At 34.8% G+C, this 25721-nt stretch carries 26 protein-coding genes, 4 pseudogenes and 1 riboswitch; of the genes and pseudogenes, 15 read left to right on the plus strand and 15 right to left on the minus strand.

Annotated elements, in window-relative coordinates; translation table 11 throughout:
* The first annotated feature begins 50 nt into the window (after positions 1–50).
* From MHH71_RS14860 to MHH71_RS14870, 3 genes are read left to right on the plus strand one after another with little or no spacing between them, the layout of a single operon-like run.
* Positions 51–1475 carry a uroporphyrin-III C-methyltransferase gene (locus MHH71_RS14860; protein ID WP_006093128.1) on the plus strand — a complete coding sequence of 475 codons (1425 nt, stop codon included), beginning with the start codon at positions 51–53 and terminating at the stop codon, positions 1473–1475.
* Entirely contained in the window at positions 1472–2182 is a 711-nt protein-coding gene (locus tag MHH71_RS14865; RefSeq protein ID WP_018781996.1) for a sirohydrochlorin chelatase, read from the plus strand. Before MHH71_RS14860 ends, MHH71_RS14865 begins: the two co-directional genes overlap by 4 nt.
* Complete coding sequence (locus tag MHH71_RS14870; protein ID WP_018781995.1) at positions 2175–2624, plus strand: precorrin-2 dehydrogenase; 450 nt, start codon at positions 2175–2177, stop codon at positions 2622–2624. Before MHH71_RS14865 ends, MHH71_RS14870 begins: the two co-directional genes overlap by 8 nt.
* A gap of 32 nt (positions 2625–2656) precedes the next feature.
* Here the strand turns inward: MHH71_RS14870 and MHH71_RS14875 are convergent, their stop codons facing one another.
* Complete coding sequence (locus MHH71_RS14875) at positions 2657–3097, minus strand: YitT family protein (protein ID WP_006093125.1); 441 nt, start codon at positions 3095–3097, stop codon at positions 2657–2659.
* 495 nt (positions 3098–3592) lie between these two features.
* Between MHH71_RS14875 and MHH71_RS14880 the strand changes: the two genes are divergently transcribed.
* Positions 3593–3688, plus strand: coding sequence for a DUF3948 family protein (locus MHH71_RS14880; protein WP_018767156.1), 96 nt, complete (start codon positions 3593–3595; stop codon positions 3686–3688).
* Positions 3689–3759: 71 nt separating this feature from the next.
* On the opposite strand, the gene MHH71_RS14885 is transcribed toward MHH71_RS14880, so the two are convergent.
* Positions 3760–4365, minus strand: a complete 606-nt coding sequence (locus MHH71_RS14885; protein WP_026008688.1) for a lysophospholipid acyltransferase family protein — start codon at positions 4363–4365, stop codon at positions 3760–3762.
* Positions 4366–4703: 338 nt separating this feature from the next.
* Here MHH71_RS14885 and MHH71_RS14890 point away from each other — a divergent pair, with 338 nt between their 5' ends.
* The gene (locus tag MHH71_RS14890; protein WP_016116987.1) at positions 4704–4808 is read left to right on the plus strand and encodes a DUF3948 family protein; all 105 of its coding nucleotides are present in this window, start codon (positions 4704–4706) and stop codon (positions 4806–4808) included.
* A 63-nt stretch (positions 4809–4871) separates the two neighbouring features.
* Here the strand turns inward: MHH71_RS14890 and MHH71_RS14895 are convergent, their stop codons facing one another.
* Positions 4872–5819 (minus strand): substrate-binding domain-containing protein, encoded by a 948-nt coding sequence (locus MHH71_RS14895; protein ID WP_003194491.1) that lies wholly within the window; start codon positions 5817–5819, stop codon positions 4872–4874.
* A gap of 132 nt (positions 5820–5951) precedes the next feature.
* Between MHH71_RS14895 and modA the strand changes: the two genes are divergently transcribed.
* From modA to MHH71_RS14930, 7 genes and pseudogenes are all read left to right on the plus strand, one after another.
* Complete coding sequence (modA, locus tag MHH71_RS14900; protein WP_018767158.1) at positions 5952–6758, plus strand: molybdate ABC transporter substrate-binding protein; 807 nt, start codon at positions 5952–5954, stop codon at positions 6756–6758.
* A gap of 5 nt (positions 6759–6763) precedes the next feature.
* Positions 6764–7438 (plus strand): molybdate ABC transporter permease subunit, encoded by a 675-nt coding sequence (gene modB / locus MHH71_RS14905; protein ID WP_006093124.1) that lies wholly within the window; start codon positions 6764–6766, stop codon positions 7436–7438.
* A 645-nt stretch (positions 7439–8083) separates the two neighbouring features.
* On the plus strand, positions 8084–8935 hold the full coding sequence (locus tag MHH71_RS14910; protein ID WP_003194497.1) for a GRP family sugar transporter: 852 nt from the start codon (positions 8084–8086) through the stop codon (positions 8933–8935).
* A 361-nt stretch (positions 8936–9296) separates the two neighbouring features.
* The gene (gene proC / locus MHH71_RS14915; RefSeq protein WP_033798555.1) at positions 9297–10100 is read left to right on the plus strand and encodes a pyrroline-5-carboxylate reductase; all 804 of its coding nucleotides are present in this window, start codon (positions 9297–9299) and stop codon (positions 10098–10100) included.
* A gap of 26 nt (positions 10101–10126) precedes the next feature.
* Positions 10127–10278 (plus strand): annotated as a pseudogene (locus tag MHH71_RS14920) (aldo/keto reductase); the annotation flags it as partial.
* 195 nt (positions 10279–10473) lie between these two features.
* Positions 10474–10578, plus strand: a riboswitch (SAM riboswitch).
* Between the two features lie 143 nt (positions 10579–10721).
* Positions 10722–12362, plus strand: coding sequence for a peptide ABC transporter substrate-binding protein (locus tag MHH71_RS14925; RefSeq protein ID WP_006093121.1), 1641 nt, complete (start codon positions 10722–10724; stop codon positions 12360–12362).
* A gap of 343 nt (positions 12363–12705) precedes the next feature.
* Entirely contained in the window at positions 12706–13173 is a 468-nt protein-coding gene (locus MHH71_RS14930; protein ID WP_003194504.1) for a YusW family protein, read from the plus strand.
* Positions 13174–13208: 35 nt separating this feature from the next.
* Here MHH71_RS14930 and MHH71_RS14935 read toward each other — a convergent pair.
* Positions 13209–13349, minus strand: a pseudogene (locus tag MHH71_RS14935) (peptide-binding protein); the annotation flags it as partial.
* A gap of 121 nt (positions 13350–13470) precedes the next feature.
* Between MHH71_RS14935 and MHH71_RS14940 the strand changes: the two are divergent.
* The gene (locus MHH71_RS14940; RefSeq protein WP_006093119.1) at positions 13471–13698 is read left to right on the plus strand and encodes a DUF3951 domain-containing protein; all 228 of its coding nucleotides are present in this window, start codon (positions 13471–13473) and stop codon (positions 13696–13698) included.
* A 17-nt stretch (positions 13699–13715) separates the two neighbouring features.
* On the opposite strand, the gene MHH71_RS14945 is transcribed toward MHH71_RS14940, so the two are convergent.
* Positions 13716–14219: a hypothetical protein gene (locus MHH71_RS14945; protein ID WP_006093118.1), complete on the minus strand. Its 504-nt coding sequence runs from the start codon at positions 14217–14219 to the stop codon at positions 13716–13718.
* Between the two features lie 285 nt (positions 14220–14504).
* Between MHH71_RS14945 and MHH71_RS14950 the strand changes: the two genes are divergently transcribed.
* Positions 14505–14951, plus strand: coding sequence for a hypothetical protein (locus MHH71_RS14950; RefSeq protein WP_033798554.1), 447 nt, complete (start codon positions 14505–14507; stop codon positions 14949–14951).
* 38 nt (positions 14952–14989) lie between these two features.
* On the opposite strand, the gene MHH71_RS14955 is transcribed toward MHH71_RS14950, so the two are convergent.
* The gene (locus MHH71_RS14955; protein ID WP_240516923.1) at positions 14990–16186 is read right to left on the minus strand and encodes a multidrug effflux MFS transporter; all 1197 of its coding nucleotides are present in this window, start codon (positions 16184–16186) and stop codon (positions 14990–14992) included.
* Positions 16187–16961: 775 nt separating this feature from the next.
* Between MHH71_RS14955 and MHH71_RS14960 the strand changes: the two genes are divergently transcribed.
* On the plus strand, positions 16962–18416 hold the full coding sequence (locus MHH71_RS14960; RefSeq protein WP_327843403.1) for a glucosaminidase domain-containing protein: 1455 nt from the start codon (positions 16962–16964) through the stop codon (positions 18414–18416).
* A gap of 208 nt (positions 18417–18624) precedes the next feature.
* Here the strand turns inward: MHH71_RS14960 and MHH71_RS14965 are convergent.
* From MHH71_RS14965 to MHH71_RS15005, 9 genes and pseudogenes are all read right to left on the minus strand, one after another.
* Positions 18625–18777, minus strand: a pseudogene (locus MHH71_RS14965) (heteromeric transposase endonuclease subunit TnsA); the annotation flags it as partial.
* Positions 18778–19180: 403 nt separating this feature from the next.
* Positions 19181–20026 (minus strand): DUF2785 domain-containing protein, encoded by an 846-nt coding sequence (locus MHH71_RS14970; RefSeq protein WP_033799402.1) that lies wholly within the window; start codon positions 20024–20026, stop codon positions 19181–19183.
* Positions 20023–20244, minus strand: coding sequence for a hypothetical protein (locus tag MHH71_RS14975; protein ID WP_244268560.1), 222 nt, complete (start codon positions 20242–20244; stop codon positions 20023–20025). Before MHH71_RS14975 ends, MHH71_RS14970 begins: the two co-directional genes overlap by 4 nt.
* Before the next feature lie 78 nt (positions 20245–20322).
* Positions 20323–20544: pseudogene (locus MHH71_RS14980) on the minus strand (transposase); the annotation flags it as partial.
* Positions 20545–20765: 221 nt separating this feature from the next.
* A complete protein-coding gene (locus MHH71_RS14985) occupies positions 20766–22106 on the minus strand; it encodes a hypothetical protein (RefSeq protein ID WP_006097133.1) in 1341 nt (446 codons plus the stop codon).
* Entirely contained in the window at positions 22107–22286 is a 180-nt protein-coding gene (locus MHH71_RS14990; RefSeq protein ID WP_006097134.1) for a hypothetical protein, read from the minus strand.
* A gap of 23 nt (positions 22287–22309) precedes the next feature.
* Positions 22310–23527 carry a restriction endonuclease subunit S gene (locus MHH71_RS14995; protein WP_006097135.1) on the minus strand — a complete coding sequence of 406 codons (1218 nt, stop codon included), beginning with the start codon at positions 23525–23527 and terminating at the stop codon, positions 22310–22312.
* A gap of 3 nt (positions 23528–23530) precedes the next feature.
* Complete coding sequence (locus MHH71_RS15000; protein ID WP_006097137.1) at positions 23531–25084, minus strand: type I restriction-modification system subunit M; 1554 nt, start codon at positions 25082–25084, stop codon at positions 23531–23533.
* 1 nt (position 25085) lies between these two features.
* A complete protein-coding gene (locus tag MHH71_RS15005; RefSeq protein WP_033799403.1) occupies positions 25086–25685 on the minus strand; it encodes a restriction endonuclease subunit S in 600 nt (199 codons plus the stop codon).
* Positions 25686–25721 lie beyond the last annotated feature (36 nt).

A 25721-nucleotide genomic window follows, 5' to 3' on the forward strand; every position in this document is an offset into this window, starting at 1 on the left:
GGGAAGCCCTTTTTGGCTTCCTTTCAAGTGAAAATAGATGAGGTGTAGAGATGAACGGATACGTATATTTAGTTGGTGCAGGACCTGGTGATGAAGGACTTATTACTAAAAAAGCAATAGATTGCCTAAAACAAGCAGATGTTGTTTTATATGACCGCTTATTAAATCAAACTTTACTTCGCTATACAAAGCCAACATGCGAACTCGTCTATTGCGGAAAAATGCCAACAAATCATATTATGCGACAAGAAATGATTAACGCTCATTTAATTCAGTCTGCAAAAGAAGGTAAAACGGTCGTCCGCTTAAAAGGCGGAGATCCATCTATTTTTGGTCGCGTTGGTGAAGAAGCAGCCGCTTTAGCAGCAGAAAACATTTTATACGAGATTGTTCCAGGGATTACATCTAGTATTGCCGCTAGTGCATATGCCGGCATCCCTCTTACCCATCGTAATTACAGTAATAGTGTAACTTTGTTAACCGGTCATACAAAAGGCGCAATTAGCGACCAAGTAAATTACAGCTCCCTCTTAAACAGCGATACAATTGCTTTTTACATGGGCGTTAAAAACTTGCCGGTAATTTGCGAGAATTTATTACAAACAGGAAGAAAAAAAGATACACCAGTAGCAGTTATTGAATGGGGTACAACTGGAAAACAACGAGTTGTTACAGGTACACTCTCCACAATCGTGGATGATGTGAAAAAAGAACAGATTTCAAATCCATCGATGACAATTGTTGGTGAAGTGGTGTCCTTACGAAAACAAATTGCCTGGAAAGAACACAAGCCACTACATGGAAAAAAAGTTTTATTTGCCTCTGCAACAAACAAAACAAGTATACTAGCGCAAAAGTTACAAGCAGCGGGCGCAGAAATATATCAAATACCAACTTTCAAAAAACAAAAATATGTATTAACACCTGAGCAGATTAGTGAAATTTTTAATGCTGAACGCCTTGTTTTCTGCTCAGCTGAAAGTGTAGCAATCTTATTCCAATCATGTGCGCAGCATCAAAAAGATATTCGCTCCTTAAAAGCAACATTGCAGTATATGAATGCCACTACACAGAAGGCACTTATGCAGTATGGGCTTTTAAGCTTACCTGCAACACTTTCCAACGAAACAACTGTTTATTTAGGTCGAAACATTAATCGAATTGCCGCCATTCAGGAAAAAATAGGTGCTGGCTCTTATATCATGACACACGAATATACAATTGATCATCGTTTTGATGAAGTTCATTCACGCACACTGACTGAATTCACATGGGATAGCATTGTATTTGAAGGACGTGCTGCAATCGATACGTTTATCACAGAAGTAAACCGCCTTGGCTTCACAGATATTCTGAATTTACCATTCTCCTATATCGATGAACCAACTTTACAATATGCCAATAAAGCTGGACTTCATCACATTGATTATCAATTACAAGCTATCATCAATGAGAAAGAGGTGCTTACACAATGAAAGGCATCGTTTATATTGGACACGGTAGCAGATTACAAGAAGGCAATAAACAGTTCATTCACTTTGTTCAGTCTGTTATAAACGAGCGAAGTGAAAATATCCAAAAAATTGGATTTCTCGAACTAACAACACCGACTGTTCAAGATGCGATTGTAGAAGCAATCACTGAAGGTGCAACTGAGATTTTAATTGTCCCTGTTTTATTATTTGCAGCGGCCCATTATAAACGTGATGTTCCTTTTGAAATTGAGAAAATAAAAAAGCACTATCCACACATTACATTTTCAGTTATACCACCTTTTAGTACACATCCGCTTATGATCGAACTTGTCATAAAACGAATACGTGAAGCTATGCCAATGCCAAATAGTGAAATCTTACTTGTTGGCCGTGGTAGCAGTGATTCTCAGCCTATACATGAATTAAGACAAATTGGTGCAGCTGCCCAGCAAAGACTCTGCTTGCCGGTTTCCTGCTCCTTTTTAACAAAAGGAACACCTTCTTTTACTGATGAACTCAATGAAAAGTCATCGCACGCAAGGCATGTATATGTCATGCCTTATCTTCTCTTCACTGGGTTATTACTTCAGAAAATAAATCGGCATGCAAAAAAATATGCTAACGTTACAACTTGTAATTGTCTTCAATTTGATTCCTACATGAAATCTGCTTTATTAGAGCGAATGGAGGAATATGTACATGTATAACATTTATCCAATTATGTGTAATCTCCAAGGCAAAACGGTTGTGATCATCGGTGGTGGAAAAATTGCATATCGAAAGGCAGCTGGTTTAAAGAATACAGGAGCTCGTGTCACGATTGTGAGCCCGTATATTTGTGAAGAAATGGAGAATCTCACCTATATTACATGGAAGGAAAAAATGTTTACAGAAGAAGATATTAAAGATGCTCATCTCATCTATGCTGCAACAAATCATCATGATGTAAATATGATGGTCAAACAAGCTGCACATGATTTTCAATGGGTTAATATCGTAAGTGATGGCACAGAGTCATCCTTTCATACACCTGCAATCATTCGAAATGACGAATATGTTATAAGCATATCAACTTCTGGTAAAAATCCATCCTTTGCAAAACGAATAAAAGAAAAACTAATGAAGATCCTTCCCCAAATTATAAAATAAAAAAAGATGAACGAATCCCCTCGTTCATCTTTTTAGCTTGCTTTAAAACCACCGCCAAGTACATCTCGTACATCGTGAATAACAACAAATGCATCTTCATCTACATTACTGATTACTTGTTTTAATTTTACAAGCTCTTGCTTATTAATTACGACATATAGTACTTCTTTATTTTTTCCAGTATAACCACCGCGACCTTCTAAAACAGTAACACCCCGTGTCATATGTTTCGTAATCGTTTCACGAATTAAATCTGGTTGACTAGATATAATCGTAACTGCTGTTTTCGTATTAATTCCTTCTACAATAAAGTCGATTACTTTTGCTCCGATAAATACTGCAACGAGCGTATACATTGCTTTTTCTTGCCCAATAATGAATACCGATCCTACAATTACAACAATATCAATAAAAGACAAGATTTGTTCATCAGGCTCTACATACTTTCTCACATTCAATAATAGTTCATCCATCAATACTCCTCCAAATTCTATTCACTGTCGTAACACTTGAAAAGAATCCCTGGATTACTACATAACCGGTATAATTCAGTTATAAAGTATGAAACGCGTTTCCAGTCAAAAAAAATTCTCAAAAAAATCCGCTATGTAATGGCACATAACGGACACACCTGCTAGCTTTGCGATATCTCTAATATTTGTCATGTGCTCACCTCTTTCTTTAACGTACGAATTTCATAATCCCTTGTCAAATATTTATATCCTTACATAGATGTTCAGTTTCCTTACAAAAGTGTAATCCTCCTGTAAGCTAATTCGATAGTGACTTCCCTCTATATTTCGTACAATTAGGTCAGAAAGTAACAACAACCATTCGAAAAGGAGCGAATACGCATGATGAACAAAATAAAAATAAATAAACTCGTAAATACAATGAGTATGGTGTTATCCGCTCTTGTCGATGCAAAATCAGTTGCTCATTCATTAAATAAGTAAGGAGAGAGTATGATGAACAATATTACTTTTAACAAATTAGATTTTATCGGATTAGCTAGCGGCTCAGCTCTTCTTACAGCTTTCATTTATGCTGCTACGCTTCTATAATTTTTTGTCCCCTTTCCCCTTTATATAGATAGTAATAGAAAAGACGACCGTCTATGCCCGGTCGTCTTTTCCTATTTTTTATTTTGTTGTAATGTCTCTGTTAATTCTTCAAACATTGTATTTAATTGATCCGTCATCATTTTCATAGCCGTTTTTCGATCCACTGTCTCTCCCGCTTCAACTTGAATCGGATTACCAAAAATTAATTGTGCTCTTTTCCCCTTAATTAATTCTTTTACACTTGATGGCCCAACATAAGCTGCTGGTACTAAAGGAACATTAGAACGCATTGCAATCGTAACAGCTCCTGCTTTTAAAGAAACATCCTCTGTCGATCTCGTTCCACTTGGAAAAATCCCTACTACTTTCCCATCTTTTAATAAACGGGATGGAATTTTCAATGTACTTGGCCCTGGATTTGCGCGATCTACCGGAAAAGCATTTACATTCTTAAAGAACCAATTTGTAAATTTACTTTCAAACAGTTCCTTTTTGGCCATATAATGAATTTCCGTTGGGTACATCCCAGCTGCCAGCATTAAAACATCCATAAAACTCGTATGCGTACAAGCAATAACATACGGCCCACCTTCAGGTAATTTTTCTTTTCCTTGAACCTCCACTTTTCCAAGCGTTTTAAATATATATTTCAACAAAAATGTAATTAGCTTATACATTCGTTTCGTTCCTTTCTCAATATCCAAAGTTTAATTATATCCTTACAACAATTATAACACTAAGTTTTAGTAGTTGGTAATAAAATTAAGTGACAATTTTCAAAAATTAATTCTTACAAAGGTGTAATCTTGCTGTAAGCTAATTCGATAGTTACTCCTGGTCGTATTTCATATAATTAAGACAGAAACAAGGGCAACAACAATTCGGAAAGGAGCGGATACGCATGATGAACAAAATGAAAACAAATAGATTTGTAAATACAATGAGTATGGTGTTATCCGCTCTTGTCGATGCAAAAGCGGTTGCTACTACATTAAACAAATAAGGAGAGATAACTATGAACAACATTACTTTTAACAAATTAGACTTTATCGGACTTGCAAGCGGCGCAGCTCTTCTTACAGCATTTATTTACGCACTTGCTCAAGGTCTTGTCCTATAAACTTGTTTCCCCTAACCCCTTTATATAGAGAAAAAGCTCCTCGTCCATAGACAAGCAGCTTTTTCAATTTGTTTCATATATAATTTGACCTGTTTTACTTATATCGTACCCACCAATTGCTCGTAGTTCATTTTGAAATTCTGTCGATTGCAGTATTTCTTTTACTGCTTCAATAAGTTGTTCATTTTCTTTATTTTTTAAGATTACTAAGTCATATTGTTCTTCCATAAGTGGAATAAAATCTACATTCACAATTTGTGCTACCTTTTCTGTTCCTATGCCGACATCAGCTTTCCTATTAGCAATTTGAGAGGCAACACCAAGATGATTAGACTCTTCCCAATTATATCCTCGAATATTTGCTTTATCTACATTTTGAATTCTCACCTGTTCATCTACTAGTACACGAATTCCCGATCCTTTTTCACGATTCACAAATTGAATCGATGAACGACTCAAGTCAGCCCACTTTTGTATTCCTTTTGGATTTCCTTCTTGGACATAAAACCCAACATTTCTCGCTAATAAGTTCATCACAATACATGGCTGTCCAACTAAAATTCGTTTTACATATGGGATGTTATATTCTCCTGTATCTCCATCGAACAAATGTAAACTAACGATACTTCCTTCTCCTTGAGACATTTTAATTAAACTCATTAAACTCCCCTGATAAGCCCGGAGCATACTAGAGCCTGTTAAAAATCTTTCAAGATGTTTCGCTAGCATATCTAATGTTAACTCTTGTCCACTAATTACACAGGAAGATTCTCTATTCTTCTCCTTTAGTTTCATAGAAGCAGTTTGTACTTTCCCTGTTTTCATTTGCTTAATATATTGTTCTAAGTCCACTGCATCGATGCGCATTTGTCTACCAACTCTGTAGGAAGGTAGTTCACCCTTTTTAATTAAATCATACACTGTTAACTTTGAGACTTTTAATCGATTTGCTACTTCTTCCGTTGTGTAGGAATGATGATCCATAGACGATTCCTCACTTTCTCTTTTCATTGTAACAAAGAAAGAAAATTTCTCCTATTTTTTCAAAAAGTGATTTATTTCACATTATATTTAATTATATCTATTTATAATTAAATATAATTAGTTATAATTAATATGGTGAAAAGAAAGGGGATTATATTTATGAACAGATTTACATTACGGTACATTGGGGTATTCATGCTTTCTTTCCTTCTTATATTTAGCTCGGCTTGCACAAGTGGAGAAAAAAAAGAAAAAACGACTGCTAAAGAAGAAAAGACAGTTGAACTTACGATATCTGCAGCTGCAAGTTTACAGGATGCTTTCAAAGAAATTGAAAAACAATATAAACAGAAAGAACCAAACATAAAGCTTTCCTTTAACTTTGGTGGTTCTGGTGCACTTCAGCAGCAAATTGAACAAGGGGCTCCTGCTGATATCTTCTTCTCTGCAGCAGAAGATAAATTTCAAACGCTTGTAAAAAAAGGATTTATTAATGAAAAAGAGGGGAAAAATCTTCTTGGAAATGAACTTGTTTTAGTCGTTCCAAAGGAAAGTTCCATTAAAACATTTCAAGAGTTAAAAGAAGAAAAAGTGAAGAAACTAGCAATTGGTACACCTGAATCTGTACCAGCCGGAAAATATGCAAAAGCTTCACTTACGCATGAAAATCTATGGAATGACCTCCAAAACAAAATTGTATTTACAAAAGACGTCCGCCAAGTGTTAACATATGTAGAAACAGGAAATGTAGATGCTGGAATTGTATACAAAACAGATGCTCTCATTTCAGACAAAGTAAAAATTGCAAATGCAGCACCAACTAATTCTCATGAACCGATCCACTATCCAGCAGGGGTTATAAAAGAATCCAAGCATAAGAAAGAGGCGACTTCATTCTATGAATATTTACAGTCAAAAGAGGCACAATCTATCTTTAAAAAATATGGATTTACAATTCTATCTTAACTACCATGGCATTTGATGCACTTTGGCCGCCTATTTTTCTTTCCTTACGAGTAGCTGCACTCGCCACCATTATTGTTATGATTTTCGGCACAATTATTGGACGAGTATTAGCTCGCTCCTTGTGGCGCTATAAAGTGTTATTAGAAACCATTTTTCTATTACCGATGGTGCTCCCGCCAACTGTTATTGGGTTCTTTCTCATTATTATTTTTGGGAATAACAGCCCAGTTGGTAAGTGGATTGAATCATTATTTCAACACTCTATTATGTTTACATCATGGGCTGCTGTCATCGCTTCAACAGTCGTTTCATTCCCACTTATGTATCAATCGGCCAAGACAGGTTTTTCTATTGCAAACGAGCAAATTGAAGACGGTGCCCGTGATCTTGGGGCCAGTGAACACCAAGTCTTCTTACATGTCACATTGCCGCTTGCATTCCCCGCACTACTTAGTGGAATGATATTAAGCTTTGTACGTGCACTTGGTGAATTTGGAGCAACACTTATGTTTGCTGGTAACATTCCAGGAAAAACACAAACAATTCCTACAGCCATTTATATGGCGATTGACGCAAGTAACATGCAGCTCGCCTGGACGCTTGTTATCATAACAGTCGGTATGTCACTCCTATTCTTATTGTGCATCCAGCTAATTAATAAAAGAATTACTACTTCTTAAAGCGGCTTTCGACAAAAGCTGCTTTTTTATTTCCCGAAAAATAAATTGTTTTGTAGAATGAAACAATTTATCCTGCTGTTCGAGTGCTGTAAAACCCCATTGATTAAAGTTTCACTTTATCCCAACCTTACAAAATTGTAATCCTATTGTAAGCTAATTCGATAGTTACTATTTCCCACATTCCATATAATTAAGTTATAAAGTAAAGCCAATGGGAAGTAGATTGTCCCCCTCTCCCCATTTCTTAAAAAGAGCTAAGTAACTTTATTCCCCCCATCCCCATTTAAAAAAGACCTCAATTTGAGGTCTTTTTTTATTTTGATAAAATAAAACTTTGATTAGCTTTTGCTGACTTTTGAGATAAGGTCTTACTAAGCTTAAAAAATGAGATTAAATAACAGAATTTTATTTTTTGTAGAAATATACATTCTATTTGAATTTACTTTCTAAAATAGGTACTTTCCTGTTATTATATTTAGGTATTTGAAAAAATGAAGAAATGAAACCGCATTTATATCGTAAATTCTTCATCCTGTTTTAACAATCGGTAATCTTCCACTTTCTAAGTGGGAAATTACCAATCGTTAAAACGAAATTAAATTAAATTATATTATATTGATATAGAAAAGTGAAGGGAGTCTTGTAATGGACATTTTATTAGCGCTTCTTCCTGCAATTGCATGGGGAAACGTCTTATTAGTAAGCGTAAAAATGGGCGGCGGTGCATATAGCCAAACATTAGGTATGACAATTGGTGCCTTATTCTTTGCAACAATTATGTATATATTTACTCAACCGGCTTTAACTATGACAATCTTAATCGTCGGTTTTATTTCAGGTCTATTCTGGGCTTTAGGACAAGCAAACCAATTAAAAACTGTTGAAAAGCTAGGTGTTTCAACAACTGTAACCATTTCAACTGGGATGCAACTTGTTGCGACTTCTATCTTTGGCGTTATCGCTTTCCATGAGTGGACTACTACTACTACGATTATTATGGGAACGATTGCAATCCTTTTAATTGTAATTGGTGTTGTCTTTACTTCACTAGATGATAAAGAAAATGCACAGCCACCGGGACAACTGAAAAAAGGGCTTTTAACTTTAATTGTTTCTACTTTTGGTTACCTTGTATATGTAATTATCATTCGTTGGTACAATATCGATGGTTGGTCTGCTATTTTACCGCAAGCAGTCGGTATGTTTGTTGGTGCAGTGGTACTGACATCTAAATATAAACCGTTTAACAAATATGCAGTTCGTAACATATTATCTGGTTTACTATGGGGAACAGGAAACTTATTCTTACTTCTTTCCTTACCACGAGTTGGAGTAGCAACAAGCTTCCCATTATCTCAAACTGGCATCGTTATCTCTACATTCGGTGCGATTGTCTTCTTAGGAGAAAAGAAAACGAAACGCCAAATGGGATTTATTGCACTAGGTAGTGTCCTAATTATCGGCGGTGCTGTTTTACTTGGTATGACAAAAGCATAATTACACAATCTATTACTAAACCCTCTGAAGCATACATGCTTCAGAGGGTTTTCTATTCCTTAATCACTTTTCTTTCCAATCTATCTGTGTAATTTGATCTTTAGACATTTAAATTACCGCTATGACAAACAAAAGGGGACTTTCACTCGTTTTCTCTCTGCTTTAGCTTGGCAATCTATCCGCTTTTAAACATGACCAGATGCTCTCTTACCAACCTATCAATAGCTAAATTACTATAAAAGTTAATATGGCATATACTAATCCTTATAGCAAATTCATATAAGTCTTTTCTTTTTACAAAGATCTCTCAAAGATGTTATCGTTTTTTATACCCTATTCTAATCAGGAAGGAATAAAAGATATGCTAAAGAAACATAGAATTTTATTTATTGGTGCTGGCCGTATGGCAGAAGCAATCTTTGCTGGACTTCTCAAAACAAGTAACGAACACATTGAAAAAATTATCGTATCCAATCGGAGTAACATAGAAAAGCTTAAACAATTAGAGAAAAAATATAATACCTCCATTACGAGTGATTGGACTCAACATATCAAAACTGTTGATACCATTGTTTTGGCGATGCCACCAGCTGCACATGAACAATTATTAGCAGCGTTATCTCCTCTTCTAACCAATCAATTTGTTGTAACGGTTGCTGCCGGGATTGGTCCATCTTACTTAGAAGAAAAACTTCCTCAAGGTACACCTGTTGCCTGGATTATGCCAAATACAGCTGCGACAATTGGAAAGTCTATTTCTCTATATACAATGGGACAGTTCGTAAATGCTGAACATCAAGAAACTTTACAACTACTCTTAAAGGGGATTGGTACAGCACAGCTATGCACGGAAGAAGAAGTTCATCAGCTGACCGCTGTTACTGGAAGTGCACCTGCCTTCCTTTACCATTTTGCTGAAGGTTTAATTGAAACAACAAAAAGCTATGGAATCGATGAAGCAACAGCAAAACATCTTGTTATCCAAATGATTGCTGGTTCTGCTGCTATGCTTGAGCAAGAACAAGATCCAGCTATGCTTCGTGAACAAGTGACAACACCAGGTGGTTCAACTGCAGAAGGTTTAAAAGTTCTATATGAAAATAATTTTTCGAAGATTATTTATCAAGCAATTGAAGCAACCAATAAAAAAGCTAGAGGGAATTAATATGAAATTCACAAGCTTACACAACATTACATAACGGTGTAAACGCCTTGGTTTGGCTTAGGTGTTTTTTAAAGTTGAAGATGGCACAGAAGTAATTGATTCTGTAAAAGCAGCTATTAAAAATGGATACCGCAGCATCGATACAGCGGCAATATACAAAAATGAAGATGGCGTTGGTCCAGACCCTGATAATTTTGATTTTTAAAAACGAGAGTCACTGTGCAATTGCACAGTGCTCTTTCTTTTTATATCCCTATTTAATAGACTGAAAATTTAAACCATATTCCATTTCATTGACAGTTCATTTATCCGGGTGTAAGATTTTGAATAATCAAAGAAACAAAAAAATTAATACAAATTACTATGTTTACTCATTGTATCAAGAGAGGTGGAGGGACTGGCCCTTTGAAACCTCGGCAACAGGTTCACTTTGAATACTGTGCCACTTCCTGCAAGCATTATGCTTGAAAGATAGAATGAGGGACTTCGTTTATATACAGGCACATGCCTTGTAAACAAAAATCCCTCTTTCTCGATAAGAAAAGAGGGATTTTTTCTTTCCCTCAAAGTTGTTCATTAACTATTTTTTTAATACCCAAACAATTTAGGGAGGAATTTTACATGAAAAAGAAATTTGTACCTGCTGTCGCATCTGTTTTAGGAGCAAGTATTTTATTAACAGGATGCGGTAACTATAAAGACGATGCAAGCGGAGCAAAAGCAAAAGATAAAGCACCTGATAAACAAGTATTGAACTTAGCTGCTGGTACAGAAATCCGCACAATGGATACTGCACGCGCTACAGATACTGACTCTGGTCAAGTAATGAGAAACGTATTTGAAGGTCTATATAACCTTGGTGAAGGAAACAAACCTGTGCCTGGTGTTGCAAAGTCTCATGAAGTGAGTCCGGATAAAACAAAATATACATTCCATTTACGAGATTCCAAATGGTCAAATGGTACACCCGTAACAGCGAAGGACTTCGTCTTTGCTTGGCAACGTGCAGTTGATTCAGCAACAGCTTCTGAATATGCCTTTTTATTCTTTGATATAAAAAATGCAAAAAAGATTAATAGTAAAGAGCTTTCGGCTGATCAACTTGGTGTAAAAGCAATCGACGACCACACTTTTGAAGTTGAATTAGAGCGTCCAGTTCCATACTTCATTAGCTTAACGGCATTCCCAACATTTTTACCGATTAATGAAGAATTCTTTAAATCACAAGGTGATAAATATGCATTAGAAGATAATAAGCTTATCTATAATGGAGCCTTTACATTAAGTGATTGGAAACATGAACAAAGCTTTAAGTTTAAGAAAAATACCAACTATTGGGATAAGGATAATGTGAAACTTGAAGAAATTAATTTTAATATCGTCAAAGATCATTCAACAGCCGTTAATTTATATGAATCAAAACAAATCGATCGACTTACTTTAACATCTGATCTTGTTGATAAATATCGCAAAGATAGTAACTTTAAAGAACGACCAGATGTTGGTGTACAATTCGTACGAATGAATCAAAAAAATAAAACGTTACAAAATGTAAATATCCGCCAAGCTATCGATAAATCGATAGATAAAAAGGCATTTGTAAATGTTCTCTTAAATGATGGCTCTCTTCCTTCTTATTCTCTAGTTCCAAAAAACTTTGCAAAGGGACCAACTGGAAAAGATTTCCGTGAGGAGAATGGCAATTTAACGAAAGAAAATACAAAAGATGCTCAAAAATTCTGGAAGCAAGCAAAACAAGAATTAGGTTCTGATAAAATTTCAATTGAATTATTAACAAGCGATAATGACCTTTCGAAAAAAACTGGTGAATATTTAAAAGAACAACTAGAGAAAAATCTAGAAGGCTTAACAATTAACTTGAAGCCTCAACCACGTAAACAACAAGTCACATTATTGCTACAAGGAAATTATGATATTGCTGTTGATGGCTGGAGCCCTGATTTTGCTGACCCGATTACATTCTTAGAATTATTTACAACTGATAACTCATACAACTTAGATCACTATTCTAATAAAGAATTTGATGATTTAATCCAAAAAGCAAAAACTGATTTTGCTGGTGATGAAAAAGCACGTTGGGAAGCTTTAAAACAGGCAGAAAAAATCTTATTTAAAGATGCTGTTATCTCTCCTCTCTATCAAAATGGAACAACATACTTAGAACGTTCTTATGTAAAAGGAATAGTTGAAGTTGATTTTGCAGGACCACTTAACTTCAAATGGGCAAAGGTTGAGAATTAATCTCGCCTTATAGAAGTTAATTTTAACGAAAGCTTCGATTACAAGAGAAAAAGGGTATCCTCCAAAAGGATGCCCTTTTTCTTTATGCTTCTTTTACTAAATGCCTCTTTCCCTTTAATACAGATAATAGTCCTACAGCGATGAAAGCTAAAATTTGTGTAATAACAATTATAAATAATAGAGAGATAATATTTTCCTTTAAATTTCCACCACCAAATATTATTGTATAATAACCATTTGCAGCGTACGTTTCGGGAAATAATTTATTTCGAGCACATACATAATTACATGAAATTGGGAAAAACTTGTATGGAAGGAACGATACACTAAGGAGGAATATATTATGAGAATTTTACTTTCAGTTTTATTAGCACTTATGCTAGTACCTGCGCTAACAGGTTGTACTGCACCAAAAAAGGAAACTCCAACTTCTGATAAGAAAACAACGGACGAAGCTAAAAATGAAGCACCTCAAGATTTAAAACTTAACTTTAACGAATTTCACTTAAATGCAGACTACCAAGATACGAAGAAAGATTATGAAGCGGAGTACAAAAGTAAAGGTGCAGACAAAAAGATGGAAGGAAAGATTGAGGATCACAAGACAGATGTAAAGCTAACGAGTGACAAAGCTATTGCCAAACTAAGTCCACTTCTACAAAAGTTAACATTTGATAAAAATACACCTGATCAAGAAGTAATTGATCAAGTGGTAGACGTATTCCAACTTGATAAAGACTACCAAAAATTCGACTTAGAAGTTGTGTTCTCAGATGGAACGAAGAAAGAGTATAAGAAGGAAGTAAAATAAAGAAGTAGGCAAATGCCTACTTCTTTATTTTTTGCTTACTTTTTCGCATGTCGTAAGCTTGGCTCAGAACTAATCATATACTCTAAACCAGATACGGATAATTTTTGCAAATAAGAATCTGTCGGGAACATAATCGGAATTAAAGGATATTCTGTAAACATAATATCTTCTTCTTTCATACCTTCTTCTAACAACGCTTTTGCAGCAGTTGGATTATATTTAAAGGAATTCTCTTTTTTATTTTATACTAAGGCAAAGGACAAATAGAATGCTCTCTATGTAGAAAGGAGAGCTACGATGGATCCATTACTTATGGCAGTTATAGGATTACCATTAACAATCGTAATATTAGTTATCATAGGCTTCTATAAATTATTTATAAAAAAGAAAAATATAACTTCCTTTTATACTCCATTCGATAACATTACTGGGCAAACAATTTCAGAATTTCATGAAGAGCAAAAAGTCTTAGTAGCTGAAGATGAAGATGAAGACGGGGACGGGGACGGGAAAAAGAAAAAATAACCTTGCGCATTGCAAGGTTATTTTTGTGCTTCTTTTTGAAAGCGTTTATAGTACGTTGAAGCTGTTGAAAAATGAACTTCTATATCACGAATTAACGCCGAATCTTCATCTTTCGCTAATTTCTCTAACTTTTTCATTGCTTGTTCTGTCTCATTTAAGAAGCCAACATATAGCTCATGTTCTTGTTCTTTTGACTTCGGTACACGAATTTCTTTGCGTATATGATCGATATCCGTTAACATACTCGTGGTTACTTTCTGTACATCTTCTTTAAACTTAGGATATACTAGTGCCTTGCCCCCTTTTTCCTTCGCTTCTTCCCATAATTTTACCGCTTCATTTAACTCTTTGTTCATTTTCTCATCATACTTATTATGCAGATCACGATATACTCTCATATCTTCTTTCTGCTCTGCCGATTGTTCTACTTTTTCTTTCGGTTCTTTTGTATCCTTATTTCCATTACACCCTGCTAAAAGAAGCATTCCTCCAAGCAAGACAATACTCCACACTTTCTTCATCTCTTACTCTCCTTTTGTCTACATCTACTACTTATCTCCACTTGCTATTATAACGAGAACCATTCAAACTTTACACTTATGACCGTACTTTTATACACATATCACCATTTTTGTCACAGTATCGTCACTTTATACGCCCAGAATCTTCACAGCTCTTCTTCTGCACCTTACAAAACTGTAAGCACACATCTGGAACATAGCATGCTAGACTTACATATGAATGAAGCATCCCTACCTAAGGTTGCATTATCCATTTATTTAGAAAAAAGGAGACTAATAATATATATGTACAACAAAATGATGTTTATGGAAGAAGAACTTTCCGTTCTTATTCGTAAAAGATCACTCCATATCAAAAATACAGAAAGTCTTCGCCGCGTATTAAAGAAGAGAACCGCTCCACTTAGACTTGCCCGTTACTTAAAACAAGTGCATATAGACAAATACAACACCGCCCTAAACATATCTGATGAATCACTAACAATTGAAATCATCGGGCATGTCTATATCGGAAATTTTGCAGATATTTTAAAAGCTATTCCTCGTATACCAAAAATTGCTCCGATAATTGTAGAAAGAGCTTATAGAATTACGGACCATACAGATATTATTGACTGCGGTGAAAAAGAGGTTGATTCAAATCGATGGGTTTGGGATAAATTAGCTATTTTATACGATGCAATCATGAATAATATGTATGAGCTGCTCCAAGAAAATAACAAAAAGAGCTAATTCAAAATATACTTTGAATTAGCTCTTTTTTAGTATTCTTATGCCTCTATATCCTGCTTTTCCCGAAGTACAAACTGTCTTTCACTGCGCTTTGCCATAAAGATATAACATAAAACCGCTCCCACTTCACATAGGGCAATCACAATTCCCATAGGAAGTGCTGTGTTACTACCTCCAATCCCAACTAAAGGCGCAACAAGCGCTCCAGAAATGAACTGTAGTAGACCAAGTAAAGCTGATGCTGTTCCTGCAGCTTGTTTTTGATTTCTCATTGCTAGTGAAAAACCTGTTGCCGATACAACCCCAACACTTGATACAACAAGAAATAACGAACATAAAACACCAATCAACCCTGCTCCTAGTACAATCATAAGAAGTAAAGAAAGACCACCAACAGCTGCAATTCCGACGCCCATTACAAATAATGTTGTCTCATTTACTTTCCCCGCTAAACGTCCAGTAATTTGGCTAGCAATAATAATCCCAATACCATTAATCGCAAAGAATAAACTAAATGCTTGCGGTGATGCCCCGTATATATTTTGCAACACAAATGGAGAGCCCGAAATATAAGCAAACATTGCTGCTGACACTAAGCCTTGCGACAAAGCATACCCCATAAATAAGCGATCTTTCAGCAAATTCCCATATATCGCTAATGTTCCTGCTAAACCACCTGTTTCTCTCTCCTCAAGAGGCAATGTCTCACGCAATACAAAAATAGCGGATACTAACATAAATACACTTATCACTCCAAGAACGATAAAGACCCCGCGCCATGATGTAAACTGTAACAATTGTCCTCCAATAATCGGAGCCAAAATAGGCGCTGCTCCGTTTACTAACATAAGCAGTGAGAAAAACTTTGTCATCTCCGAACCTGCGTACATATCACGTACCATAGCACGTGATATAACAATACCTGCTGAGCCTGAAGCTCCTTGTAAGAAACGTAAAAGAACTAAACTCCAAATAGATGGTGCAACGGCACACAATAAAGAAGATGTAACATAGATAATAAGAGCAATAATAAGCGGTTTGCGCCGTCCATAAATATCACTAATTGAACCAACAAATAATTGTCCAACCGAAAGCCCTAGTAAGCAAGCTGTTAAAGTAAGCTGAGCAAGAGAAGCATTCGTTTGTAAATCATCCGTTAATTTTGGTAACGAGGGCAAGTACATATCAATGGACAATGGCCCAATTGCTGTGAGTGTCCCTAATACAAGAATCATCCATAACCTGTTTACTCTTACAGGTTTATATACATCATGATTACTTTCATTCACTTACATCATTCACCCTTTCCATTATAAAATCCGAATCGTAACAATTATAGTTACATCTCTAAAGATACGTCAAGTACATCGTACTTTCCTTTATAACGAAATGAAAAATCCTTAACTGAATACCCACATTCGACGGAGACGGATCTTCTCTATCTATGATATGTAACTTCATTCAGATTCCTAATACTAGATTTAGAAGCCCTTCATCATATTATAGTATCTCAGATAAACTCCACCTCAATATTTTTAATACATGATTTAATAACCCTGCTCCAAAGGCTAATGATTTCAATACTTCGATTTCTTCCACTAGGACAGTAATAAGTACATAACAGTTACTTTCAATATCAAAATTGGTTATTATACTAGCAAATTCGTCCTTTCTTCGGATAGTTTGATGGTATCATTTTTCCAAGAAAACGAATTTTTTTATGCATCTATTTTTGAATATGTATGAATTTTACAACACCCTCAAAATAAAAAATTGACTGTATAAGTCAACTTTTTCTAGTTTTATGCTCGTCTCTCAATCACTGTTCCTTTTCACTTCTATTTACATTCCACTTTACTAACAATTATATGAAACTACTCATATAAAGTTATTTTAACAGTAATTTATTAGACTTTTATGATATTTGTTTGTTTTTTCCTCCTCCCTTGTTACAATAGTACTTTGGTTAATATGAAACTAACAAACTACTAAAAGGAGTATTATTAAGAAATGTTAAAAAAAGCTGCATCAATTATCTTAGCATCAAGCATACTTTTTATTCCTATAAAAGGGATGGCTGAAACTGTATCAACTTACAATACAGCAATTAAAACAAATGAAACTGTAAAAAAAGGATGGTTACAAAACAATAATAATTGGTATTTCTTAAATTCAAGCGGAGTCATGCAAACAGGATGGCTTTTTGATAGCGGGGCTTGGTATTACCTAAACTCTAATGGCGCTATGAAAACAGGGTGGCTTTTCGATAAAGGAGCTTGGTATTACCTAAACTCTAATGGCGCTATGAAAACAGGGTGGCTTTTTGATAACGGAGCTTGGTATTACCTAAACTCTAATGGCGCTATGAAAACAGGGTGGCTTTTTGATAACGGAGTTTGGTATTACCTAAACTCTAATGGCGCTATGAAAACAGGGTGGCTTTTTGATAACGGAGTTTGGTATTACTTAAACTCTAATGGCACCATGAAAACAGGATGGCTTCTCGACGGTAACCAGTGGTACTACCTAAATTCAAATGGGACGATGAAAACGGGTTGGCTACAAGAAGGGAGTACATGGTACTATTTACAGCTAAATGGTGTTATGCAAACTGGATTCGCTTCTATTGACGGAACAACGTATTATTTCAATAACAGCGGTACTTGGATTCCTGAAAATAATATTACTGCTACGTCATATATAAACCTTGATTTAACATATGCTTCAAATGTTACTGGTAAAGAAATTGATGCTGACATTAAAAAGTACCAACCAGATAGCCCATTAATTGGACATGGAAACGACTTTGTTGCAGCTCAAGCTCAGTATGGTGTTAACGCACTTTATTTAGCGGCACATGCTATTTTAGAATCCGGATATGGTAAATCTGAAATCGCATATCGCAAACATAATCTATTTGGTTTGCGCGCTTATGATCAGGATCCGTTTAAATATGCAAAATATTTACCAACCTTCGGTGATAGCATTGCCTATAATGCCAATTATGTAAGAGATAAATATTTAGAGAAAAATGGATCATATTACTATGGTCCAACATTGCAAGGTATGAATGTTATGTATTCAACAGATCAAGAATGGTCTACCAAAATCGCAAAAATTATGGAGCGTATTAAACCCTTCCAAAAGCAAGATTATTTATATGCAAAAAAATTACCTAAAAACCCAAATACCTTAAATGTTGACGCACTCTCAAATAATATCCCATATAAAACATATCCACAGGGAACGAAAGCAACTGCTAAACTAGCTGCCTTCTATTACGTTGTACCCTATTCATTTGATGGAGTAATTAAAAGTCAGTCTGTTACAGAAAACAACCAAGGTACATTAGCATTAGGAACATCAGTATTCGTTCATCGCGAAGATCCCAATGGATGGGTCGAATTCTCATTTACAATAAACGGAAATAAATATTGGATATTGAAAACTAAATTAAACATGTAAACAGCACAGCCCTTTTAGACGAAAACTAAAAGGGCTGTATTTATAAAAGCTAAGAGTACATTTAAAGAGGCCAGATTTTCGATATAGTACCTGCAATAGATATATTTCCTAGTACGAAAATTATTGGTTGTTATGCTCTCCCTGAGATATTCCTTTTGGCCAGTGAAGTGGAAAATGTATTTTTTAAGAACCAAAAAGAGGAAATATAAGGTGCTCGTTTTAATCCCTTTCAAGCGTGTTGATCGACCTAACGAGGAAACATCTTGAATCTTCAACCAAGGCTGATAATCACCCTAATTCCTGACCCGCGACCTTGCATAATCCATTTTTCAATTTCAGATGTTCTTTTTCTTTTGGACATAAAAACCCCCCTTTAGATAATCGTATCTAAAGGGGTAAAGCTTCGCATCTTTTTTAAAAACGTCGCGACTTTATTTCAAACCAACAATAAATGTAGCTTTAGAATAAAGATTGATCAAATTAATACTAATAGCCTTGATAAACAAGCAAAAAGAAAGAGCGTGTTTTGAAAAAAGATTAATCAAAACACGCTCTTAATATATTTTATTGAATCATTCTTTTATAAAAAAGTTTGATCATTTCTATGATATTTCCTCCATTAAAGCGCCCTTTAATGGAGGAACATGCCAGAGGGTGTCAAACAAAGAACTAAGGCTTTGGTCAACCTTTTATAAAGCAGTCACAGTAGTAATTTTGTGACTGCCATTTTTAACTAAACGAAAATTGAAACACACTCTAATCCTTTAACTGATAGAAAACCTGTTCAATTTTGCCTCAGTACCAAGCATGACAGTGTTAAGCTCATCCCCTCGGATATCTTGTCCCCTTCTGAAATAGAGACTGCGTAAAAAATTCTTGCTGTTCACGCGAGCAATCACCTGACTCCGACTTCTCGGCAAATTGCAGCATTGCGCTAAGCCGCTAATCCAATCAGCGATTTCTTGATGTGGAAGTAACTCTTTGTCAATCATCGTATCCACGATGTTGACCAACCGCTCATCATCCTCATCGCTAAAAATGTGTCTACCATTATGAAGCATGCCAGAAATAGCGACAAGAACCTCACGCAGCAGTGCGACGCTACTCTCCTCGCACTGCACCAGCTCGACAAAAATATCCGCACCGTGAGAAGCGCTGTGAGCCCAGCCTCCTACTGAAAGGTAACCTCGCAGATCCTTCTCCTCTTTATAATAACGGAGCATTGCATGCATTAATTGCTCAATTTCCGCTTGATTGAAAAATGGATTCTGTCTGTGGCGTTGCACAATCAAAGCGATAGGCAAGGCAGAAAACGTCCTTGTAAAAACTGACTGATCATCCTCGCTGCCAATATTATAGAACAAATGGTTCTCATCAGTCAGAACAGTTAAGAGGCTACGCAACTCCTCTCCACTGAACCTATTCTCTTCCTTAATCCACATATAAAACATCGGATAAATCAGGTTATCCCGTAATTCTGGCTGAGGATCGCCAATATATTGAAGTAACAAAGGTAAGAAATCTTGATGCTGCTCACCTTCGCGTAACTGATACTTATCCTTCTCAATTCTTTGCAAATCCAGCATCAATTTGGTCCTTGTATCGCTCATTTTCCCATCCCTCTCATCATTCGTTCTATTCGGTCGATTGTTTTTTCAAATACTTTTAAACCTACGTTGTTATATTTAAAAATTTTTTGCAATCTTATTTTTACTCCCGATTCATGAGCTGTAATTAACCTTTGACTCTGCTTTAAGTCATCAATAAGAATTATTTCCGATAATATCCAAAGTGAAATCATATAAATTATCATAGTGTAATAGCTCAATTGCTTTATCTCTTTTCATTTCAAGCCTTACTGCATATGTAGTTTCTCTATTTTTTCGAAATCTGTTCTGCGGCCAGCAACAATATAATTCGAATACTCAGTTAAATAAAAGTAATTTCGTTCCAAGTCCGACAGAAATTCATGCTTTCTGTTTGTTTTTATTCCTTTTAAACGAGTTGAACGACCCTTTGAAGATACATCTTGAATCTTTAACCAAGGTTTATAATCTACTCCAATACCGACCCCTCGACCTTGTTTAACCCACTGTTCAATCTCGGATGTTCTTTTTCTTTTCGACATAAAAACACCCCTTTAGATAATCATATCTAAAGGGGTAAAACGGTGCAACTTTATTTCAAATCTACAATAAAATGTAGGATTAAAATAAAGTTTGATCAAAAGAAGGCTACAAATACTGATTTTATAATAGAAGAAACCCATCTATTTTGAAAAAAGATTAATCAAAATAGGTGGGTTTAATTTTTTAAATATTAGAGTTTTTATAAAAAAGATTGATCATTTTATAAGCTTTTAAACCAATCTTCTCCTTTAGTGTATCTTTGATGGTCGATTAAATGTACATGTAAATGTTGTGTTGAATCAATTCTTAATTTATTTTTATACATTCTTTGAAGAGAAGATTGATTCACCTTTTCAGTAGAATAATGAAAAATATGAACGTCCTTATTTTCTTCTTCAATTAAACTTCTAAACATCCCATTTATATGGCCATCATCTCCATTAAAACCATATCCAATAATAGCAATAGAATCACATTCTTTAAATTTCTCATACAGTTCAACATACCTTTGCGACATGGTAATAGATGTAAGGGGTTTAACTCCACTCTGAGTAAAAATAAACGGAACAACTATTTGCTCTGTAGGATTCACTTCACTTAAATCACTGATTATACGATTTTTATAAGGGTCATAATAATCTCGCACACCACCATTTAGATGATATATACTCACACCTTTGATATCATTCTTCTCAAAAATATCAATTATAAAGTTATTATAGTTTGTAGTCCCAACTGCATGTAGGTCAAAATCGTTTTGCATAGTAATTAAATCATGATAAAATCCTGGACCATTTTCAATTTTAGTTTCATCTATCTTTGTTTGATCCTTGATATACCGCTGAACAGTATATAAAAATACAGCAATTTTGGTGAACTTTGCCCATTGGGATTTTGGATTATATAAATATCTAAAATGACTGTCTATTAATGATTGATAGTCCAATGTTTGACAATAAATTTGTTCTAATATTGTCTTTCCTAATTCAATAAATATTTTATTGATATCCGTATTTTCATCCACTTGTTCTCTTGTTTGCTCAATTACAATTTCCATTCCAACTTGTCCGACACTAGAGTAGTTTATATTAAAAATCCCACTAATATCGTCAAATATATTTACTGTAGTGGGCGCTTTCTCAAACAATTCATCGTTCAATTGAGATACAAGGTTTTGCCCTAAAGCTCCTAAAAGCAACTCTAAAAAAGCTGTAATAATTCTTTTCAAATCATTATTAGGTTGCAATTCCAATAATTTTAAAAATGCAGAGAAATATTCCGAATCAAACAAAGAAACTTGATCAGCTAACTTTTTATTCAAAGCAATTTCTTGAGAATATAATTTATCACCGATTTCAATTTTAATTTCTTTGGAAAATATTTCACGTATAGTATCTTCATCAATATCCCAATTATTTAAAATTCCAGCAATGTTAGAATCAAAGTTTTCAAGATACTTTAGTGTACTTTGTCTACGATGCTCTAAACTTGAAGAAATGATTTCTTCAAAATTCCCTTTACCGAATACATTAATTCTTTTTGATTGGAAGTTTTCAGGCAATCATTGAGTAGCAATTTGAGACTGCAAATCAATATTAGCTAGTTGTTCTCTAAAGGCTTCTCGATCTTCTTCTTTCGAGCCTTTAAATATATCTAATGCAAATCTTCCGCCCGAAGGTAAACCATATCCTAATTCGGCACCAGCTCCAAAAAAGAAGCCTAATTTTTTCTTTTGTTCCATCCTCCTACCCCTTTGCTAAAAATTTAAATAAACATCTGTTGCATGAAGCCTTTTTTTTGTTTTTGAAGTAATTCTAGCTTTTGTTGCTGAAGTTGAATTCTTTTATCTAATACATTGAATAATTCTCCAATTTTTTGTTGTTCACTATAAATCGGAATATATATTTTTTGACTATATAATGTACCCCATTCAATATTTTTTCTACATACACTTGCACCTTCTGTAGTAGCTTTTTCAAAAAATTGCTTAGTTGAATCTTTTTTTATCCATGCATGCATAAAAGCGGCATCAACATTAACTAAACTATATACTTTATAAGCAGGTGAAATAATACCATGTTCAAATCTTTGATTTATATTACAATTTCCCAAATGTAAATTTTGAGCCGAAAGAATCATATCGTTTTTTCTAATTTTCAAATAGCCAATATTACTTGCGCCTCTAAAGTGACTGAATAATTCTGAATTTAAATACATTCCATCTATAGCACTTGATAGTAGGGTATCCTCATTCTCAATTTTAGTTTTTTCTCGTCGTTCAGTTATAATTTCTCCAAATTCCCTTTGTTCCCAATCGTCAGTGAAACCGGCAAACCGTACTTGCGGTTGTTTCTCACCCGCTTTTGGAAACATCTTTTGAAGAAACCCTTTTTTCTGTTCTTGCAGCAAATCAATTTTTTGTTGTTGGAGTTGGATTTTTTTATTGAACAAATCCATAAATTTAGAAATCTTTTTTTGTTCATTTATACTCGGTATTTTTATTTCTACGGAGCTTAAAATGCTTTGGCTGACATTAAATCTAGTGCTCCCTCCAGATTTCGAACCAATTTGATGTCTAATAAGTGGGGTTTCTAAATTTAACTTTAAAAAATAAGGCTCATACTCTGCAATTTTTTTACCTCGGATTACAAACCCGCCAAATAGACAATACTCTTTTTCATCTAAATAAACTGAGCATTTCCCTACATCTTCACGAGTTTCTGAACTTCTTAAAAATAAGATGTCTCCGTACTCTACTTTGTTATTATTTTCAGTTTTAGCATCAACTTCTACGCTTCCTTTAATATTCTCATAAACAATATGTTCATTATTAAGAATATCTAGAACGTTAATAAACTTACGACCTTTTCCATAACTATTTTTATCAGCATTAATACCATTATTAAATTCCAGCAATTCATCTAACTTAATACTTGACCATTTATCGTTAAAATTAGGGAATCGTAATTTGGGTACATTCACACCCTACACCCCCAATTCTTTGAAGTATGCAGCTAGTTCTTCATCCACTTTGGCAATTTCTTCATCGATCGCTTGCAGCTGTTTTGCGACTTCTGCTAAATCAACAGGTTCTTCTTCTTCGAACGTATCGACATAACGAGGGATGTTTAAGTTATAATCATTTTCTCTGATTTTATCTAATGTTGCTGCGTAAGCGTATTTATCAATTGTTTCGCGACTTAAATAAGTATCCACGATTTTTTCAACTTGATCGTCTGATAAATGGTTTTGGTTTTTACCTTTTTCAAACTCATTTGAAGCATCAATAAAGATCACGTTGTCATCGTGTTTACGACATTTCTTGAATACTAAAATACATGTTGGAATAGATGTACCGAAGAAAATGTTCCCTGGTAAACCGATTACCGCATCTAAATAGTTTTTCTCTTCGATTAAATATTTACGAATGACACCTTCTGCAGCACCACGGAATAGTACGCCATGTGGTAATACGACTGCGAATGTGCCATTATCATCTAAATGATGAATAAAGTGTTGGACGAATGCGAAGTCCGCTTTTGATTTGGGTGCTAGTTTTGCATAATTGCTGAAACGTTCATCATCTTGGAACTTGTCATCAGCACTCCATTTTGCGCTGTAAGGTGGATTGGCAACGATCGCTTCAAAGCGTTTATCTAGGTGCTGTGGTTCTTCTAACGTATCGGCATTTTTAATATCGAAACGTTGATATGGAATATCATGTAGTAACATATTCATACGTGCTAAGTTGTACGTTGTTGATACTTTTTCTTGACCGTAATAGTTATAAACTTTCGCTTCTTTACCTACACGTAATAGTAAGGAACCAGAACCACATGTACCATCATAAACATCTTTGATTTCTGTTTTACCAGCTGTCACGATTTTCGCTAAGATGCGTGATACTTGTTGTGGGGTATAGAACTCCCCAGCTTTTTTACCAGCGTTTGCGGCGAATTGTGAAATCATATATTCGTAAGCATCACCTAACACATCGATTTCAACATCATCTTGTAAGAATGGGATGTCTGCAATATTCACAAGTACTTTCGCAATCAGTTCAGAACGAGCTTTTACAGTACGTCCTAATTTTGATGAGTTTAAATCCATATCATCAAATAAGTTTTCGAAGTCTTCTTGGCTATCTGCACCCATTGTTGAAGATTCAATGAACTTGACACCATTTTGAAGCATTTCAATATCGAAGTTACCATTAGCCCCTAATTCGATTTCTTTTACGAATGTAGAGAATAAATATTGAGGTGTAATGACATACCCTAATTCATTTATTAAATACTCTTGTAAATCTTCACGATATTCGTCATTTTCCCAAGCTTCTACAAAGCTCAATTCATCTTCTGCAAGTAATGAATTCGCGCGTGATTCTACTTTTTCTGATAAGTAACGGTAGAAAATCAATCCTAAAATATAATCTTTAAACTCATACGCGTCCATTTGGCCACGTAAGTCATTCGCCATTGCCCATAGCTTCTTATGTAATTCAGCTTGTTGCTGGCGTTGTTTTTCACTTGTTGTCATTTTAATGACCTCCTAATTGATCGATAATCTCCACCATTTGATGGTGAAGGAGTAATTGTTCTAATCTATCTTTCTCTTTTAAAAGTGCTGTCTTTCTCTTTTTTAATTGTGCGATCTTCCCTATTACTGTTTGCTTTTCAACATTTGGGAGAACAAGCTCAATTTCTTTTACATTCGATAACTTCAGTGAAGAAATGATACTTCCTTCTGTAAATAATGCAATTTGTTTCTGAATGGAAGGATGCTCATTAAATAGCCACTCCATAAAATGAACATCTACTTTTTCAAAAAAGCTTATTTTCATAAAGTTATTCGTCAGTAATAGACCCTCAAATTGTGGAGGAAACCAAACAACCTTTTGTGTTAATGTATGCAACACAAGGCTTTCAGTATCTGTTAATACTTCTTGTTTAATCTTCTCTTTATTCACATAAATCGATCGATCTTTTTCTTGAGAAATTCGGTAATCGATTCCGAGCAAATGATTAAATTCTTTTAATGTTACCAACTGCATCTGGACACTATCTTCACTCAGATTCGATGTTTCAACTCGATTTGTGAAGACGCCTTGTGTAACATCTGCGCATTCTCTTAACTTCATTGTATGACCTCCTCTCTAAATATTATATTAAATGAT

This window comes from Bacillus sp. FSL H8-0534 (genome assembly GCF_038005885.1).
Taxonomy (GTDB): domain Bacteria; phylum Bacillota; class Bacilli; order Bacillales; family Bacillaceae_G; genus Bacillus_A; species Bacillus_A pseudomycoides.